The sequence below is a fragment of the Shewanella sp. JNE2 genome, from assembly GCF_023159115.1.
Classification (GTDB): Bacteria; Pseudomonadota; Gammaproteobacteria; order Enterobacterales; family Shewanellaceae; genus Shewanella; species Shewanella putrefaciens.
On sequence record NZ_CP096169.1, the window covers coordinates 1,317,357 to 1,333,781 of the forward strand.

General features: G+C 43.4%; 10 protein-coding genes and 1 pseudogene. 9 read left to right on the forward strand and 2 right to left on the reverse strand.

What is annotated here, in order from left to right:
- The first annotated feature begins 52 nt into the window (after positions 1-52).
- The 4 genes from MZ182_RS05980 to MZ182_RS05995 all read left to right on the forward strand — a co-directional run bounded on the left by MZ182_RS05980 (position 53) and on the right by MZ182_RS05995 (position 7,588).
- Complete coding sequence (locus MZ182_RS05980; protein ID WP_248065704.1) at positions 53-1,660, forward strand: glycogen synthase; 1,608 nt, start codon at positions 53-55, stop codon at positions 1,658-1,660.
- Between the two features lie 108 nt (positions 1,661-1,768).
- Entirely contained in the window at positions 1,769-4,825 is a 3,057-nt protein-coding gene (locus tag MZ182_RS05985) for an EAL domain-containing protein (RefSeq protein ID WP_248065639.1), read from the forward strand.
- A 120-nt stretch (positions 4,826-4,945) separates the two neighbouring features.
- Positions 4,946-6,391, forward strand: a complete 1,446-nt coding sequence (locus MZ182_RS05990) for a DEAD/DEAH box helicase (RefSeq protein ID WP_248065640.1) — start codon at positions 4,946-4,948, stop codon at positions 6,389-6,391.
- A gap of 114 nt (positions 6,392-6,505) precedes the next feature.
- Positions 6,506-7,588, forward strand: a complete 1,083-nt coding sequence (locus MZ182_RS05995; protein WP_115015728.1) for a CobW family GTP-binding protein — start codon at positions 6,506-6,508, stop codon at positions 7,586-7,588.
- A gap of 13 nt (positions 7,589-7,601) precedes the next feature.
- Here the strand turns inward: MZ182_RS05995 and MZ182_RS06000 are convergent, their stop codons facing one another.
- Positions 7,602-8,363 carry a substrate-binding periplasmic protein gene (locus tag MZ182_RS06000; protein ID WP_011918941.1) on the reverse strand — a complete coding sequence of 254 codons (762 nt, stop codon included), beginning with the start codon at positions 8,361-8,363 and terminating at the stop codon, positions 7,602-7,604.
- 363 nt (positions 8,364-8,726) lie between these two features.
- Between MZ182_RS06000 and MZ182_RS06005 the strand changes: the two genes are divergently transcribed.
- Positions 8,727-9,248, forward strand: coding sequence for a DUF3087 domain-containing protein (locus MZ182_RS06005; RefSeq protein WP_248065641.1), 522 nt, complete (start codon positions 8,727-8,729; stop codon positions 9,246-9,248).
- Between the two features lie 78 nt (positions 9,249-9,326).
- Here MZ182_RS06005 and MZ182_RS06010 read toward each other — a convergent pair.
- A pseudogene (locus tag MZ182_RS06010) lies at positions 9,327-10,868 on the reverse strand (MFS transporter).
- 399 nt (positions 10,869-11,267) lie between these two features.
- Between MZ182_RS06010 and MZ182_RS06015 the strand changes: the two are divergent.
- The 4 genes from MZ182_RS06015 (at position 11,268) to MZ182_RS06030 (ending at position 16,383) form a co-directional block, all read left to right on the forward strand.
- Positions 11,268-12,617, forward strand: coding sequence for an MATE family efflux transporter (locus MZ182_RS06015; RefSeq protein WP_248065642.1), 1,350 nt, complete (start codon positions 11,268-11,270; stop codon positions 12,615-12,617).
- A 243-nt stretch (positions 12,618-12,860) separates the two neighbouring features.
- Complete coding sequence (locus MZ182_RS06020) at positions 12,861-14,372, forward strand: hypothetical protein (protein WP_248065643.1); 1,512 nt, start codon at positions 12,861-12,863, stop codon at positions 14,370-14,372.
- Positions 14,373-14,491: 119 nt separating this feature from the next.
- Positions 14,492-14,857 (forward strand): DUF6386 family protein, encoded by a 366-nt coding sequence (locus tag MZ182_RS06025; protein ID WP_248114741.1) that lies wholly within the window; start codon positions 14,492-14,494, stop codon positions 14,855-14,857.
- 659 nt (positions 14,858-15,516) lie between these two features.
- Positions 15,517-16,383 (forward strand): alpha/beta hydrolase, encoded by an 867-nt coding sequence (locus MZ182_RS06030; RefSeq protein WP_248065645.1) that lies wholly within the window; start codon positions 15,517-15,519, stop codon positions 16,381-16,383.
- Positions 16,384-16,425 lie beyond the last annotated feature (42 nt).

A 16,425-nucleotide genomic window follows, 5' to 3' on the forward strand; every position in this document is an offset into this window, starting at 1 on the left:
TAGATGGCATTGTTAACGAGTGGGAGTGTCTATTTAAGTGAAACGCATATTAATGGTGGCAGCGGAAAACGGCGCCCTTGAGGGCGCTAAAGTGGGGGGAATGGCGGATGTTATCCGTGATTTACCCGAAGCCTTAGCCGAGGTTGATATTTGCACTGATGTGATTATGCCAAGTTATGGTTTTTTGGCCTCTCAATCAAGCAATGCGCAAGACTTAGGTGAGTTTGAGGTCTCTTTTGGGGGGCGAACTGAAAAAGTCTGTTTGTTTGTGATACCCCATCCTAAAGTTGAAGGTGCAAATATTTACTTGCTTGAAGATAGGCTTTGGTTGTCTACGCTGGGTAAAATCTATAGCCAAGGTAGTGCTGAGCGGCCCTTTGCGGACGATGCAACTAAGTTTGCATTTTTATCTGTCTGCGTGGCACAAGCCTTGGTTACCTCAAGGATTCCTATGCCGACTGTGTTGCATTTACATGATTGGCATGCGGGTTTTTTGGCAATGCTTCGTGCTTTTGTACCTGAGTTTAGCGCCCTTAAATCGATAGCCTGCGTGTACTCTATTCATAATCTTGCCCTGCAAGGTACTCGACCACTTAGCCATGATTCCTCCTCCTTAGCAGCATGGTTTCCCGAGCTTTTTGCATCACTTCAACCCGAGCAAAAGCAAGCAATTGTCGATCCTCGTTATCCCCATTGCATTAACCCGATGCGCATTGGCATAGTGCTCAGTGATAAAGTGCATCTTGTATCGCCCACTTATGCTAAAGAGGTCTTATTGCCTTCGGATCCTAAAGCGGGCTTTTTTGGCGGTGAAGGGTTAGAACAGGATCTACAGACAAAAGCCGAACAGGGAAAAGTGTTTGGGATCTTAAACGGTTGTATTTACCCTGATATTAAACAGGCTAAAGCGATAGCTCAGTCTTTGGCTCGCATACAAGAGGATGACTTTAAAAAACTTCTTATCACTATCGAAGCCGCATTAGTGTTATGGCAAGGAAATAAAACGCAAGTGAGTGCCGTGGATATGATGGCCTTTGTGCGTATTCAAGCCCATTGGCGTCAAGCGAGTTTAGGGAGAGTACCAGATTTGTTGCTCACCTCTGTTGGTCGATTAACGGATCAAAAAGTGCTGATTTTACGCCATTTATTGCCCTCTGGATTATCAGTATTGGAGACGTTATTACAAGCATTACAACAAACCCAACCTAATGCATTATTTATATTACTCGGCAGTGGTGATGCGAGTATTGCTGAGTTTTTTCAAACCTTAGCGGCTAAATATACGAATTTCCTCTTTCTGCAGGGATACCATGAGGCTTTATCCGAATGCCTTTACCAATTCGGTGATTTATTTGTGATGCCAAGTTCTTTTGAACCTTGTGGTATTAGCCAAATGCTTGCTATGCGAGCAGGCCAGCCCTGTCTTGTGCATGGCGTTGGTGGCTTAAAGGATACTGTGCGGGATGGTATTGATGGTTTTGTGTTTAATGGCAATAGCTTAACAGCGCAAGGGGAGGCGTTCTTACAACGGTTTACCGAGGCCATGGCCAGTTTTGAACGTGGTGATTGGCCTATTATTCGCGCCGCAGCAATTGCGCAGCGTTTTGACTGGCATTCTGTTGCTCAAGTTTATCGGGATCAACTCTATAACAATTTGTGATATCACTCCTGTAATTAGGGCATGATTTGTAAGCAATTCTGCTACACTAGTGGGGGAACTTTTTAACCTGTTACCAGTTCCCTCACTTTTGGAGTTGCGCCTTTATCCATGGATAACAGCATTTTTTTTCCGTTAGTACAAAATGCGGCATTGTTACTGGCATTAGTTTTTTTGTATGACGCGATCCCTAAAAAACATCAGCGGCAATATTTTCTGCTGTGGCGTGTCATTATTGGGTTTCTTATAGGTGGTATTGGTATCACTATTATGAGTACCCCTTGGATGTATCAACCCGGCATTATCTTTGACACTCGTTCCGTTCTCCTGTGTATTTCAGGTCTTTTCTTTGGTGGTTTACCGACATTAATTGCAGTTGCGCTGACTGGATTTTACCGTCTTAGTATCGGTGGTGATGCCATGTGGATTGGTGTTGCCGTGATAGTGTCATCTGGTTTAATTGGAGTGATATGGCGCCAATATCGTAAGTCTTATCTTGCTAATATTTCGGCGAAGGAAATGCTTTGCTTTGCCTATACTGTGCATATCGTCATGTTGTTGTGGTTTTTTACACTACCGCTGCCTGTTGCATTGCCCTTACTTGCGAAACTCAGTTTGCCTGTACTGACGGTTTATCCCCTTGCCACTTGGCTGTTGAGCCGCTTGTTGTCCAGACGCTTTGAGCTTGAGCGTGATGAACAAATTCGCCTTCAGGATGACTTCCTATTTCGTAGTCAATTTACCGTTGGCAATATTGGTATTGCGATAACGGGTATCGATCAAAAATGGATGAAAGTGAATCCACATTTATGTCAGATGCTCAAATACACTGAGAATGAACTGCTAAATATGACATGGAAGCAGCTCACTCACCCTGATGATATTGAAGCTGATATCGTTAAATTTGAGCTAATGCTAGCGGGTAAAATTGATAATTATGAAATGGATAAACGCTTTATCGCTAAGGATGGCTCAATCGTTTATACCCATATGACGGTCGCTTGTAAACGCGCCAATAATAGGGTGCTCTTAGTGATTGCGGGCTACTTGGATGTGACTGCACAAACTTTGGCCGATAGAGAAGTGCTTGCCAGTCGCGAGCAACTTGAACTGGTGTTAAGCAGTAGCGATCTTGGGGTATGGGATTGGGATATTCGCAATGACCGTATCGAACGCAACGCTCGTAGTGCTGATATTCTGGGCTGTGATATTGATATGCTTAATGCTAATAGCCGCCAATGGATGGATGCGATTGTTGCCGAAGATAGACCTAAAGTGCTGCATTCCATAGAGGCGCATATCCGCGGAGAAACGCCACAGCATAAGATGGAATACCGCTTAAATACGCTCAATCGTCAGGTTCGTTGGATCCTTGATACCGGTAAAGTTGTGAGTCGAGATGCCAACAACAATGCACTGAGGATGTGTGGAACTTACACTGATATCACTGAGGCTAAACTGATTGAAGAATCATTAAAGCTCTCAGCTCTGGTGTATGACAATAGTTCCGAGGCCATGAGTGTGCTTGATGAAAAGGGCGTAATCATCACAGTGAATGCCGCTTTTAGTGACATCACAGGCTACAAGGCTAAAGAGGTCTGTGGTCAGCATATTCGTCTCTTGTATTGCGATATTAATGGCCGCGATTTTTATGACAAGATGAATAATGCCATTAATCAAAAAGGCCAGTGGCAAGGTGAGATGCTACAGCGGCGTAAAAATGGCGAAGAATATGTTATTTGGTTAACCATCAATACCATCAAAGATAAAGAGGGCATGCCCTATCGCCGAGTCGCCTTATTTTCTGATATTACCGATAAAAAGCAAAACGAACATTTGATATGGAAACAGGCAAACTACGATACATTAACGGGCTTACCTAATCGCCGAATGTTACTGGAATACCTCGGGGCAGAGATTAAAAACGCAGACCGAAATCAAGATCATTTTGCATTATTATTTCTAGACTTAGATTACTTTAAAGAAGTGAACGATACCCTAGGGCATGAAATGGGGGATCTACTGCTGATTGAAACTGCTAGCCGTTTAAAATCCTGTGTGCGTGACGCTGATGTCGTGGCCCGTCTTGGGGGGGATGAGTTCACTGTTGTACTCAGTGCTATGGCGGATCATAAGGGCATTGAACGAGTGGCTGAGCATATTCTCAGACGCATTGCTGAGCCTTATCTTCTGGGGGAGGAAACGGCTTATATCACTGCAAGTATCGGTATTACGCTCTATCCAGATGATGCTACAAGTATTGAAGGTTTGCTTAAACATGCGGACCAAGCCATGTATGCCGCGAAGGATCAAGGACGTAATCGATTTAACTATTTCACGCCGTCGATGCAGGAATATGCTAAATACCGGATGCGACTTATTCAGGATTTACGTCAAGCGGTGAGCAATAAGGAATTTGAACTCCATTATCAACCAATTGTTTCGCTCACAACGGGAGAGGTGGCTAAAGCGGAGGCATTAATCCGTTGGACCCATGCTGAACGCGGTAGTGTATCGCCCGGTGAATTTATTTCCGTTGCCGAAGACACGGGTTTGATCGTTGAAATTGGTAACTGGGTATTTGAGCAAGCTGCACGGCAAAGTGCAGCATGGCGTGATGAATTAGGTGTTGATATTCAAATCAGTGTGAATAAATCACCCATCCAATTTCGCGATGAAGGTGCATTATTACACAACTGGTTGGAGCTACTTCAGGATTTAAATATTACTGGGGCAGGGGTCTGTGTCGAAATTACTGAAGGTTTATTGTTGGATGCGAGTATGGGGGTCACTGAAAAACTGCTGGCTTACCGTGATGCAGGGGTTCAAGTCTCGTTAGATGATTTTGGCACAGGTTACTCATCGCTCGCTTATTTAAAAAAGTTTGATATTGATTACCTTAAGATTGATCAATCCTTTACTCGGCATATAGATACAGACACCAATGATCAGATACTGTGTGAGGCCATTATTGTCATGGCCCATAAATTGGGGATGAAAGTCATTGCCGAAGGGGTTGAAACCGAGGCTCAGCGCCAAGTGCTAGTCTCTGCGGGGTGTGATTATGGCCAAGGCTATTTATTTTCTAAACCCATTGCCGCGATTGATTTTGCACAAAAGTATTTAGCCACACCTAAAAATCTATCTTCTGAGTTGGCGCCAGCGTAAGGCGTTAACTCGAAAATTGCCTATAAAACCGCCGAGAATTTTGGTAGACTCCGCGCCCCGCATTGGGCACATTGAGTCTCATCTTGAATTACTGTTCTGCCACTTATCTAAAGAGTTCCTATGAAATTTGAAACACTCGGTCTATCTTCTCCTATTTTGAATGCGATAACTGAGTGTGGCTATCAGCAACTCACTCAAGTACAAGAGAAAGTGATCCCACTAGCCTTTGAAGGCAAAGATATTATGGCCTGCGCCCAAACGGGTACGGGGAAGACGGCAGCCTTTGCTCTGCCCGTACTTGAAAAGTTGGCGGCTGAGATTTTAGTTAATGATGGCAACGACAAACCGATTTTACGCGCCTTGGTGATGACCCCCACCCGCGAACTGGCTATTCAAGTTTGTGACAATATCCAGAAATACAGCCAATTCCTGCCACTGAAAACAATCGCAGTTTACGGCGGCGCCAATATGAATCCCCAGCGTAAAGGGGTGGAGCAGGGCGTTGATATCCTCGTGGCGACACCGGGTCGACTCTTCGACATTATCGGCCAATTCCAGTTAGATTTGTCGAGTGTGACAACCTTAGTGATCGATGAAGCCGATCGCATGTTAGATATGGGATTTGTACGCGATATTGAAAAAGTGAAACGCTTAATCGCGCCCGTGCACCAAACCATGCTGTTCTCGGCCACATACAGTGATGCAGTCAAACAGCTTGCACAAAAGATGCTAAATGAGCCTCAGTGGGTGAATGTTGCCGACACGACGACCGCATCTACCGTTGTTCAAGAAGTGTATCGGGTTGATAAGCGCCGTAAAGCCGAGTTGTTGTCAGAACTCGTTGGCCGTAACAATTGGCGCCAAGTCCTCGTGTTTGCAAGCACTAAGGAAAGCGCCGAGCATTTATTACAAGAATTAAAGCTTGATGGCATAGCCGCTGGTGTATTCCACGGTGATAAAACCCAAGGCGCCCGTAATCGGGTATTGGAAGACTTTAAGCTAGGTAAGTTGCGTGTATTGGTTGCGACCGATGTTGCCGCCCGCGGCTTAGATATTCAAGCACTACCTTTGGTTATCAACTTAGAGTTGCCATTTTTTGCCGAAGATTATATCCACCGCATTGGCCGAACAGGGCGTGCGGGATTAGCGGGGCGTGCGATTTCGTTTGTTTCGCCCTCTGATGATGAGATGCTGGCTGAAATTGAAGCTTTAATTGAGCAGAAACTGCCAGTGTCAGTGCAGCCCGGTTATGAGGAAGGTACACCGCTGCCCGCTCGTTATCGTGATATTCCCGCATCGCCGACCAAACCCGCTAAATGGAGTTATAAAGCGCCAAAGGATCGTGCTATCGGTAAATCCAGCGAAAGCCAAGCTCGTTCTCGTCAGAACATCGGGCGCGATGCGATGCGAGAAAGCCCGACTCGTGAGGGAAAGTATGCGAAAGATAAGGCGCATGGTGCAGAAGGAAAAGGATCTGCGGGCAAACCTTTTAATACGACTAAACCAAAACCTCACTCAGGGAGTCGTTCTGGGTTTGGCGTATCTCGCGGTAAGAAAAACGGCTAGCCTCACTTGCCACAAAGCGCACTTTTATCCGTGCGCTTTTTGTTGAGCTTAAAGGATAATGCCCATACACTCACGCTTTCAACTCTCCCTCGTTAGCGCCAAGTGAGCTTATCTATGATAGTAAAAGCCATTCCTACCAATATCATTACCGGTTTTTTAGGTGTCGGAAAAACCTCTTTAATCAAGCAATTACTAGCAACTAAACCCGAGGGAGAGACTTGGGCTGTGTTGGTGAACGAGTTTGGTGAAGTGGGGATTGATGCAAGCTTACTCAATAATAGTGACTCAGGGATCCAAATTCGTGAAGTGGCTGGTGGCTGTATGTGCTGTGCGGCAGGGGTGCCGACTCAAGTCGCCATAAATCAATTAATTGCCCGTGTTAAACCCGACCGTTTATTGATTGAACCCACAGGGCTTGGTCATCCTAATGAGATTATCAAAGTATTGTCCGCACCCCATTATCAGAATGTGATTTCATTGCGTAGCACGTTATGTTTAGTTGATGCCCGAAAGGTAAGCGATCCACGCTACAGTGAACATGCTAATTTTATTCAGCAGTTACAAGTCGCTGATGTTGTTATTGCCACTAAAGCCGATTTATATCCAAAGCCCGCACTTCCACATATTTCAGATGTGATGACAGAACTTCAAGCTTATCTGTACATGTTATCGAAAACGGATATTCCCATTATTCGCCACAGTTTCGAACAGGAATTGCCTGCGGCATTATCAACATATTTGAATCGTACTCATCAAGTCCTTAAGGTTAAACCTACTCCAGTCACAAAACCCTCAGGGCTGTTACGTCCTCTAGCGCAAGCGAGTCTTTTTGCGGAAGGAGCAAGTGAGCAAACATTAGCATTTGATCCGCGTGGCATGTTGAGAAAGCAAAACCAAGGGGAAGGCTGTTTTAGCTGTGGCTGGGTTTTTGAGCCGAGCCAAGAGTTTGATTTTGACAAGTTAATGGCCTTTATTCAGCGCCAGACACCACTGTCAGGGACTGGGAGTACATTACTGAGGTTAAAAGCAGTGATGATCACTACCGATGGTATCGCTGGATTTAACTGGGTAGATAAGGAGTTTAATGTCATCGCCTTAGACGATACGTTAGATTCAAGATTAGAAATGATTGCTATGGAAGATCTGGATTGGGAACAGATTGAACAGCAGTTAATCGAGTGCTTAGTGATATCCTGATGATATAACAAACCTAAGGAGGAATCGCGACACCATAGGTTTTACTCAGTTGTAGGAGTTCCCCTGTTTTTATCATGTCATTAAAAAAATGATCGAATTGCAGTCGTAATGGGATAAATTCGCCCTGTTTAGGGAAAGCCATAAAGCCATCTTGTATATCAATGATGGGAACTATAGGTTCAATCGTATGTGAGATTGTGATTTTTAATTGTTCAGCATCCGTATTGCGGCGATTGGTGGCAAGTAAATCGAGATCGCCCCTAGATAAACGTTCAATACCACTCTTAAGATCGACAAATTCATTAATAGCGAGCATTTGAGTTTGCTCGGTAAATGTGGCGCCATAACTCCAGCCTTGCATTTTACCTATGCGCTGATTTTTAATGCTATCGTATTCACCATTCCAACGGTTTATCTTATCTTTACGGGCATAAAACACGATTTCATCACGATAGAATGCTTTTTCAGAAAAGGCTAAAAATGCTTCCCTTTCTTTCGTGTGGTAAGGCCCAATAAGGATATCGGCTTGACCACGCTCGACCATAGATTGCGCGCGGCGCCAAGGCGTAATTTGATAGTGAATGGTCACATTGGCTTGCTCTGCGAAGCGATTCAAAATATCGACACCTAAACCTGTGTATTCACCATTCGATTTTTGTTCAAAGATTTGGCTAAAGCTAGTACCAACAGCAAGTAGGTCTTTAGCCTGCGCCGTTAAGCAAAGGCCATGGAGTACCAAAAGAGCAACGAGTGCGTTGACTTTGCTAAATATCATGTCATCCCTTGAGTGATTTGAATGCGGAAGGTAAGAGCACTGTATTGTGTATCAGGTATATAAGGCGACAATTTCGTCTTTAACTTTAGAGTTAAGGTTAGCAAATTTTACGCCTATTTTTGGCGCACTAGCGTATTTTTATATCTTGAGATAAATGAATGGGTTGTTTTCTACCCTTAACTTGAAGGTGTATAAGTAGATGATCTTTAGATTGATTAACCCTATTTACATGAGCCTATTTGCTTAAACCTATTGGTTTCAATTTGTATCATTGGTTGTGAGTATTCACGCTGTATTTCAGGTATGCTTTGACGCTAAATAATTTATACGCCAATGCTGGATGGGCTATTTGAGCGGGATGTTATGAAGCTGCAGGAAATAGATAAAACTTTATATCGTAAAAACATGAATTTATTCATTGTTATTCTAGTTGTAAGCCTAGTTGTTTTGTCGCTGGCTTTTGGTTCTGGATTAATTGCACTCTTTGGTGCGACGCCTGTCCCTGGTGAGCCAACAGGTAATTTTCATTGGAATCTCTTAGGGGTGATTTTCAGTCTGGGTCTGTGTAGCGCCGTGATTTACAACTTAAAAGACCGAACTTTTTTCAGTGAAATTTATTATGTGTGGCAATTGAAACAACTCCATAATCGTATCTATCGCAAATTGATAAAGATTAAAGCTGCTGCGGCGCAGAATGATGTGAATGCGTTGATTACGCTGCTTTTTTATTACACCAGTTTAAGGCAAGTGTATTTACTGGATGACAATACACTGACGTTGTCCGCGCTGACTCAAGAGCTTAATCGGTTGAATACGCAAATCGAGAGATTAGGTTTATTGCTCTCGCCTGATCAGTTTACCGCTGAACTGTTACGTGCTTTTTGATGGTTTTATGATGGGAAGATAAACAGTACAAAATGAGACTGTGGCCTTATCTTGTACTGCTTATCTTATATTCGGCGGTTAGGCGTACTGTTGGGATTTTTGCAGAGTAAGTAACCACTTACCATAGATATAAATGCCCACCGCCGAGATAGTCCCAATGGCGGCGATGATGTACCATGCCATGCCAATATTGTGGCTGTGGTACAACAGTTGGGTAAGATCGTGTGCATTTTCACCTGTGTAGCTCACCAAAGTGGTAAAGGCTTCACCCTGTGGAATGGCACTGACCTCTGCGCTGTTCATGCCGCGTTCTAGCAGTAAATCCCGTGAAAATAGCTCCTTTGATGCATAAATCTCATAGAGTTTAGGGCCAAAATAGCCTTCTAATCCCCAGCCAATTCCTTGGGGCAACATCACAAATCCCAAGTACATGGCTTTTTTGCCTTCGGGGGCAATATTCCCCATAAACTCATTTTTCTTCGGGCTTATCATCATCTCACCAATAGAGAACATGGCAATGGCCAGTACGATAAACCACGCGGCATGGAAAGCGCCAATAAACACAAAGGCCAGAATACTCAGTAAACAACCTGCGAACATTGCTGTGGTGATCCGATATTTCGCAGTCAGCGCGGCGACAATAAAGCAGCAGGTCATAATCAAACCCGCATTGAGGTTAAGCATGCCTTCAGGCATGACCTTAGTACCTTAGTTATTAAGGCCAAGCCAGAATTGCAGAATACCGTTGCGGGTGCCTTCGGTTCCAAACAAGGAGGTTACTATTACACTGGTATCAACCCATTCGGAAATATGGATAGGCAGTACATCAAATAGCGCGTTGAATAGGAACCAAAAACCAGAAAATACCAGCATGTAGTAGATCACAATTGGTTTTTTTAGCTCTCGCCAAGCATCGCGCCAGAGCGCTTCTTGCTTAATTTCCCCTGATTTAATGTGTTTATTGCGCTCTAGTCGCTCTGCTTTACCTGGTTCTGTATAAGTAAGTAAAAATAAAAAATTGAGCGAGATAATGGCGGCACAGGCAAAAAAGACATTGTCCCATGACAGTTGACGCATATGTACGGCAACCAAGGGCCCGAGGAAACCACCAATGTTAACTATTTGGTAAAAAATCCCCCAAGCCATAGAGGTATTGTTACGCTGGGTACTGAGTACTAAGGTGCCTTGAATGCCGGGTTTAAATATCCCTGTGCCTATCGCGAGCAGTAATGCACCAACGAGGAACCCCCAAAAGCTGGGGAAAAATGCCATAACTAAATAGCCAAAGATTTTAATGATGGTGGAGCCAAAGATGGTTTCTTTGTAACCAACGCGGTCGGAAACGCCCCCTGTAAATACAGGTACAAAGGTCTGCATAATGGCCCAGAGGGAAATAATAATGCCGTAGTCGCTTAGGCTAATCCCTAATCCACCTGCCGATTCTGGTGCTTTTGCGTAGAGGCCCGCACTGGCTTTTACGCCGTAATAGGCGATTCGCTCAACCAGTTCCATCCCCCCAACGAGCCAAAAAATATAACTTAAACTCGTGATGGAAGCCCACATTCCCAGCTGTTTGACTTCACGCAGATCGTTCTCTGCATTTGGGCTATTTTGACTCATATTCTTCCCTTTATTATTGTTATTTGTTCTGTGATTACATAACACATTGTTTATCAAGGTATATAAAAATTTTAGTTAAATGCTTAGTGTTCAGCACTAAACTGCCTTGGGTTGATTTAAGTTCCCACTTTACCTAATTCAGCTTAAAACGCCAAAAAAGTAGCAAAAAATGATGAGTTAGCCCACAACTGTTGCTTAGTTGTAGGCATAATGTCGTCTGGCTGGAATGTAAGTGTTTATGCTTAAGTTGTTGTGATTATTGTTTTTTTAACTTTAAAAATGATGAATATGCATTTTGTATTCTTGTCGAATTTAGGTACAATCCGTTGCCGCATTTTTGTCCATTATAGATTTACTTTTCTAATGCGCGCCTTTTCCTAATGATAGTGAGACACGGTAATGACAGCAGTATCCCAACCCCAGACGGATCAACATTTACTCCAAGAGCCGATTTCTAAGCTTTTTTGGCGTTATACCATACCCACCATTGCCTCCATGTTGGTAACGGGTGTGTATGTGACTATTGATGGGATTTTCGTGGGGCACTATTTAGGTGAAGCGGGGCTAGCAGGGATGATGTTAGCTTACCCAGTCGGGGCCATTTTATATGCCATCGGCGCTATGATAGGCATGGGTAGTGCAGCATTAGTGTCAATCAATCTTGGTCAAGGTAACGTGATTAAAGCCCGCAAACTCTTGGGTAATGCCTTTAGTTTGTGTTTATTGGCAGGTGGATTTTTTGCCCTTATGGGCGGATTATTTTCACGGGATATTTTAATTGCCCTTGGTGCACAAGGGGATATCCTCGAAAATGCCAATCAATATTTATTCTGGTATTTCGCCCTGTGCCATTTCCCCATCATCTCAATGGCCTTTACCACACTTTTACGTAATGATGGTCGGCCATCTATGGTGACCTTTGTGTTAATTTTAGGGGGGGTACTCAACACTTTCTTAGATTGGTTATTTATCGTGGTATTTCCCTTTGGTTTGGCGGGCGCCGCGATTGCGACCATGTTAGCGCAGGCTGTGACGGGCTTACTGTGTTTACAGCATTTTTTTGGCTCTCGTACCCAGCTTAAAATCAACTTAGAGCAAATGAAGCTTAAGTTTGATAATTGTGTGAATATTGCCCGCGTGGGTTTACCTAGCTTTTTGATGAACCTTTATTTATCAATTGTGCTCACTCTGCACAACACGGCATTTTTATGGGTTGGTGGGCCATTGCACGTGGCGGCCTACGGGGTGGTGAGTTACACCGAAGCATTTTTCTATCTGATTTTTGAGGGCATAGCCCTTGGCACTCAACCTATCTATAGCTTCAACGCGGGTGCAGGGCGTTTTGACAGAGTTAAACAAGCGCGCAATATCGCCTTTACGATGACATTACTTACAGCAGCCTTAGGGCTTGCCTTGATTTACTCTCGCCCTGAGTGGTTAGTGTATTTATTTGCTGGTGATAACCCGAACCTAACACCTGTAGCCATTGAAGGCATGCGTTGGTATTTCTGGGGCTTACCTATGGAAGGGTTAATCTTAGTTGGGGCAAGTTTTTTCCAAGCCATTAATTGTTCAAAACAGGCCTCTATCTTGACTGGCACTAAACTTGTCCTGATCGCGGCCATTATTTACTGTTTTGCTTGGGCATTTGGGGTTATAGGGGTTTGGATATCGCTCGCGACTTGCAGTACTTTGCTGACCCTATGGATGTTTTATGCAATGAAGAAGGTGGATAACCGTTTACCTTAGTAAGATATCTTTAAAGAGTATATTGACTTAAGACTAGCGTGGGATGATGTGCTCTGATACATTTCGCTGGTTTAATCTACTTGCTAAAAAATGGCTCATTAAGTAGTACAGTGAATACTTGGTCATATTACGAATAAACGACCTTAATGCTGCTGTCCTAGGTGTCTTTGGCTGTAGATACAACCGGATATTGGGCTGATTGTGCGGCCCGTTGATTTTGTTTTTTTGTTTGATGAGGCTCTTATGCGCACCACTACAGTCATCTTTATGCTGTTGTTCGGCGTGTTCAATACCGTAAATGCCAGTGCTAAAGACAATGAGTTAGTGTTTGCTAGCGATTTTGAAGGCAACCGCTTAGCGCAACCTTGGTCGTGGATCATGGGGTGTCAGTTTGAAGGCGCCGAGCCACACAGCGGTGAAAGTGCTTTGTTGTGTGCCGAAGGTAATAGCAGCATTGTGAGTAAGTGCCCTGTCGCGGAAGCGGGTCTGTTGGAGTTTTGGGTGAAGACTCAAAATATCCAAACTCAGTATCGGATCAATGTATTAACCTCGCCAGTATTAAAACTGGATGCCCAGTGGCAACATGTTGCCTTGATTGATATCACTCCTGGTACAAAAGAGTATTTAGCCCATCGGGTGTCTATTGATGATCCCAGCCGCCAGTATATTCGCCTCGATATTGAAGCCATTAATGGTCCCATCAGCTTGGATGATCTCAGCTTAGATAAAATTCGCCTCGATATTGCCCTGCAAAAAAATGAGCAAAAAATTATCGGTGGCATTTTAGATAAGCTAAAAGAAGATAAAAACTACGAAGTTCAAGCAGAGTCCTTTAGAACTTTAGGTAAAAACTACGCTGCCCAACTTGAAAGCCAAAGACAATATCTTGAGTACTCGAATGCGATTTATTCCAGTATTACCTTTGTGCTTGCGACCTCTGAGCGCAATAAAATGTCTAATCCGCTGGGCTACAATACCTTTAGGTCGGTATTAAACGATACCAAGCGTGTAGCATCTCCCATACAGCAGGCGCGTCTAGGCTCTATGGTCAAACCCTTTGGTGACTTAGCAACCGCGACATTAAACGTAGTGAGCGCAGGTGCCTATTCTGCCTTTGCCGAACCGTTCAAATCATTTTTAGCGGCCACCTTTGACCGTTCTAACTATGACAATAGTGACTTAAGCCGCAGTGATAAAAAGTTTGCCGAAGAAAATGGCCTTAGAATTTATCAGCAGGCTGAACGTTTTATGTCTGAAATCGAGAAAGAACTGCAACAGGTTACCGCCCTCGATAATGATTTAGTCAGTATGCAAAAGAATTTAGATACGTTCCGTCGAGACCTCGACGGACATCTACGCAGTTATTTACAGCATGCCAGTATTGCCCGCACACCAGAAAACTACAGTCGAGTGATGAGCAAGGATGAGCAGACTCGTGCACTGGTGATTAGCGAGGCGAGCGCCAATATTAGCGCAAAAGCGGAGGCATTACTGGCATCAAACAGCAATGCTGAGTTAGTGCAATATATGATTAAAACCACTGAAAAAATTGATGAATTCCAAGAGTTCAAAGAGCGTTTTAATCAAATTACCTCGGCGATGTTGACCTTTTACGATAAGTTTGAACGATCAATTGCCACTGAACAAAACCCCTTTACCGACCCAAGCGATCGCGCTGTATGGGAGCAACACGCTAAAAGTGCACGTAACTATATTCGCCAGTCGAAGGAAGCGTTTACCAAAGCGTTTATGTAGCGGATTGTTGTAAGTAAGTGGTAGTAACGGCCATAATGTTATGGCGATTTTTCTATTTTGGTTTTGGGTTATCAAGAATAAAACAGGTAGTCAGAATCATATTCTGTTAGTAGGCGAGGATGATGAATCAACCCTATACAACAACTCAGTTTGACACCGATACCGCCACAATGGCGATATTTGATCCCGCGGCATTAACTCATCGCTGCGAAGATACGGCTGATTGGTGGTCTGTGCCGAGTGACGAAATTTTGGAAATCAATCAAGGTCATGTGCTATTTGTGGGACTCGGTGCCGATGGCTGTTATGAGGTTGAAATTTTCCGCAAGCTAGGTGAGGCTGGACTCAATTCGAATTATCTCTCTGCAAACTTAACAGTATTGTCAGGGTGCCTGTATATTGGCGCCGCCGAGCAGGTTCCTGCGGGAGATCTTGGAAACAACCTATGGCGGCGCTTTAATTTATGCTGTGCGAGGGAATATTGAGGTGAGAGTTTATCGGCTGACACCTAATAAACTGGTGGTGGAATATGAGCCAACCTCAGAAGATGCACTAAACGAGTTTACGTCTAGCCCATCACTTTAAGTGGCTTATTTATTTGCAGTCTATTTATCTATCCCAGTAAAAAGCCGCCGACCCTAGGCGGCTTTTGTGTAAATGTCATTTGTTATTATCCCAAAGTGAGCTACTTGTTCACATAACAACACTGAAATGTTGTTTGGGTACACTAAAATTTTTTATCATTTTGTCGTTTCGAATTCCTCAACGTTTTTTAAAAGGCGCAACTCACGTCCTGCTAATCACTGTATATGTACAGGTATAGCAGGAAACTGAAAGTTTTTGGGAAAGACTGAGCTAAACCGTATCGTTTTCTATTTTTTGGGAGTAAGTTTAACTAACTGAAGTTAATTAACTTTTTCAGCTTTAGGATTAGCATACCGCGGCAAAATACTTCTTGGTAAATAAGATCTCGATTTTCCACATAAAAATTTGTTGGAAACATATCGTGGTGGTGCTAAGTTTCTGTAAAATTAGTATTGTTTACTCGTTACATATCAATATTCAACTCCTTTTGAATTAGGTTTTATTCGAAGTACGGGTAATACACTGTTAGCTGAGTTTAACCTTCGCACATTTAAGGAAAATGATGTTTTTTAAGTTTATTAAGTTGGCTTTTGCTATCGTTGTTTTTTTCTCTATGCCACTAAGTGCCAAGGAAAGCACTGAATTTAAAATTAGAAATACGCATACCCTGCAAATAAAATCTGAAGTAAGCGGATTGGAGTACGAACTGTATATCCGCCTGCCTAACGATTACTCAGAAAATAACAAAAAATACCCGTTGGTATTATTAAATGACACAGGTTATTCAGTTGCAGTGGCGAGCGGCATTGTGCATCTGATGGCAGGCCGGGATATCGAGGATGTCATTATTGTAGGGATTTCATATTCCAAAGGGCATAACCTTTTGCTTAGTCGCACAAGAGACTACACACCAACATATGCCCCAAATGAAAAAAGGGGACATTCGCTCGAAGTTCAGAAGTATTCAGGTAAAGCCAGTCAGTACATTAGTTTCATTTCAGACGAGGTTTTACCTCTGATTAGTCAAACATATCGAATCAGACAGGATAAAAAAATATTTGTTGGCCATTCATATGGCGGATTGCTTGGAGCTCACATCCTAATGACTAATCCCGAGTTATTTGATGACTACATCTTAGGTAGCCCATCGTTCTGGTATGACAACAAAGTGATGTTTCGGATGGAAAGTGACTATGCAAAAAGTAATAAGGGTATGAAAGCAAGTGTGTTTATGTATATTGGCAGTGAAGAGGGTAGTATGGTTGAGCAAATGTTGGCATTTGAGAATCAGCTAAAATCACGAAATTATCAAGGCTTAAGCATTCAATCCAAAGTATTGCCAGGGTTGACTCATCACACTGCTTTTGCAGTGTTATTAACGGATGGCCTTCAAAAAGCAATTCCAAGAAAAAGCAAAGGCAGTTAACAAAAATTTTATCGCCAGCAAAAAGCGCTGGCTGCGACGTCA

Bases quoted from the DNA above. Each gene is read 5' to 3' on its own strand.
- MZ182_RS05985 (WP_248065639.1), top strand. From the start codon at position 1,769: ATGGATAACAGCATTTTTTTTCCGTTAGTACAAAATGCGGCATTGTTA.
- MZ182_RS05990 (WP_248065640.1), top strand. From the start codon at position 4,946: ATGAAATTTGAAACACTCGGTCTATCTTCTCCTATTTTGAATGCGATA.
- MZ182_RS05980 (WP_248065704.1), top strand. From the start codon at position 53: ATGGTGGCAGCGGAAAACGGCGCCCTTGAGGGCGCTAAAGTGGGGGGA.
- MZ182_RS06005 (WP_248065641.1), top strand. From the start codon at position 8,727: ATGAAGCTGCAGGAAATAGATAAAACTTTATATCGTAAAAACATGAAT.
- MZ182_RS06015 (WP_248065642.1), top strand. From the start codon at position 11,268: ATGACAGCAGTATCCCAACCCCAGACGGATCAACATTTACTCCAAGAG.
- MZ182_RS06020 (WP_248065643.1), top strand. From the start codon at position 12,861: ATGCGCACCACTACAGTCATCTTTATGCTGTTGTTCGGCGTGTTCAAT.
- MZ182_RS06030 (WP_248065645.1), top strand. From the start codon at position 15,517: ATGATGTTTTTTAAGTTTATTAAGTTGGCTTTTGCTATCGTTGTTTTT.
- MZ182_RS06025 (WP_248114741.1), top strand. From the start codon at position 14,492: ATGATGAATCAACCCTATACAACAACTCAGTTTGACACCGATACCGCC.
- MZ182_RS05995 (WP_115015728.1), top strand. From the start codon at position 6,506: ATGATAGTAAAAGCCATTCCTACCAATATCATTACCGGTTTTTTAGGT.
- MZ182_RS06000 (WP_011918941.1), bottom strand. From the start codon at position 8,363: ATGATATTTAGCAAAGTCAACGCACTCGTTGCTCTTTTGGTACTCCAT.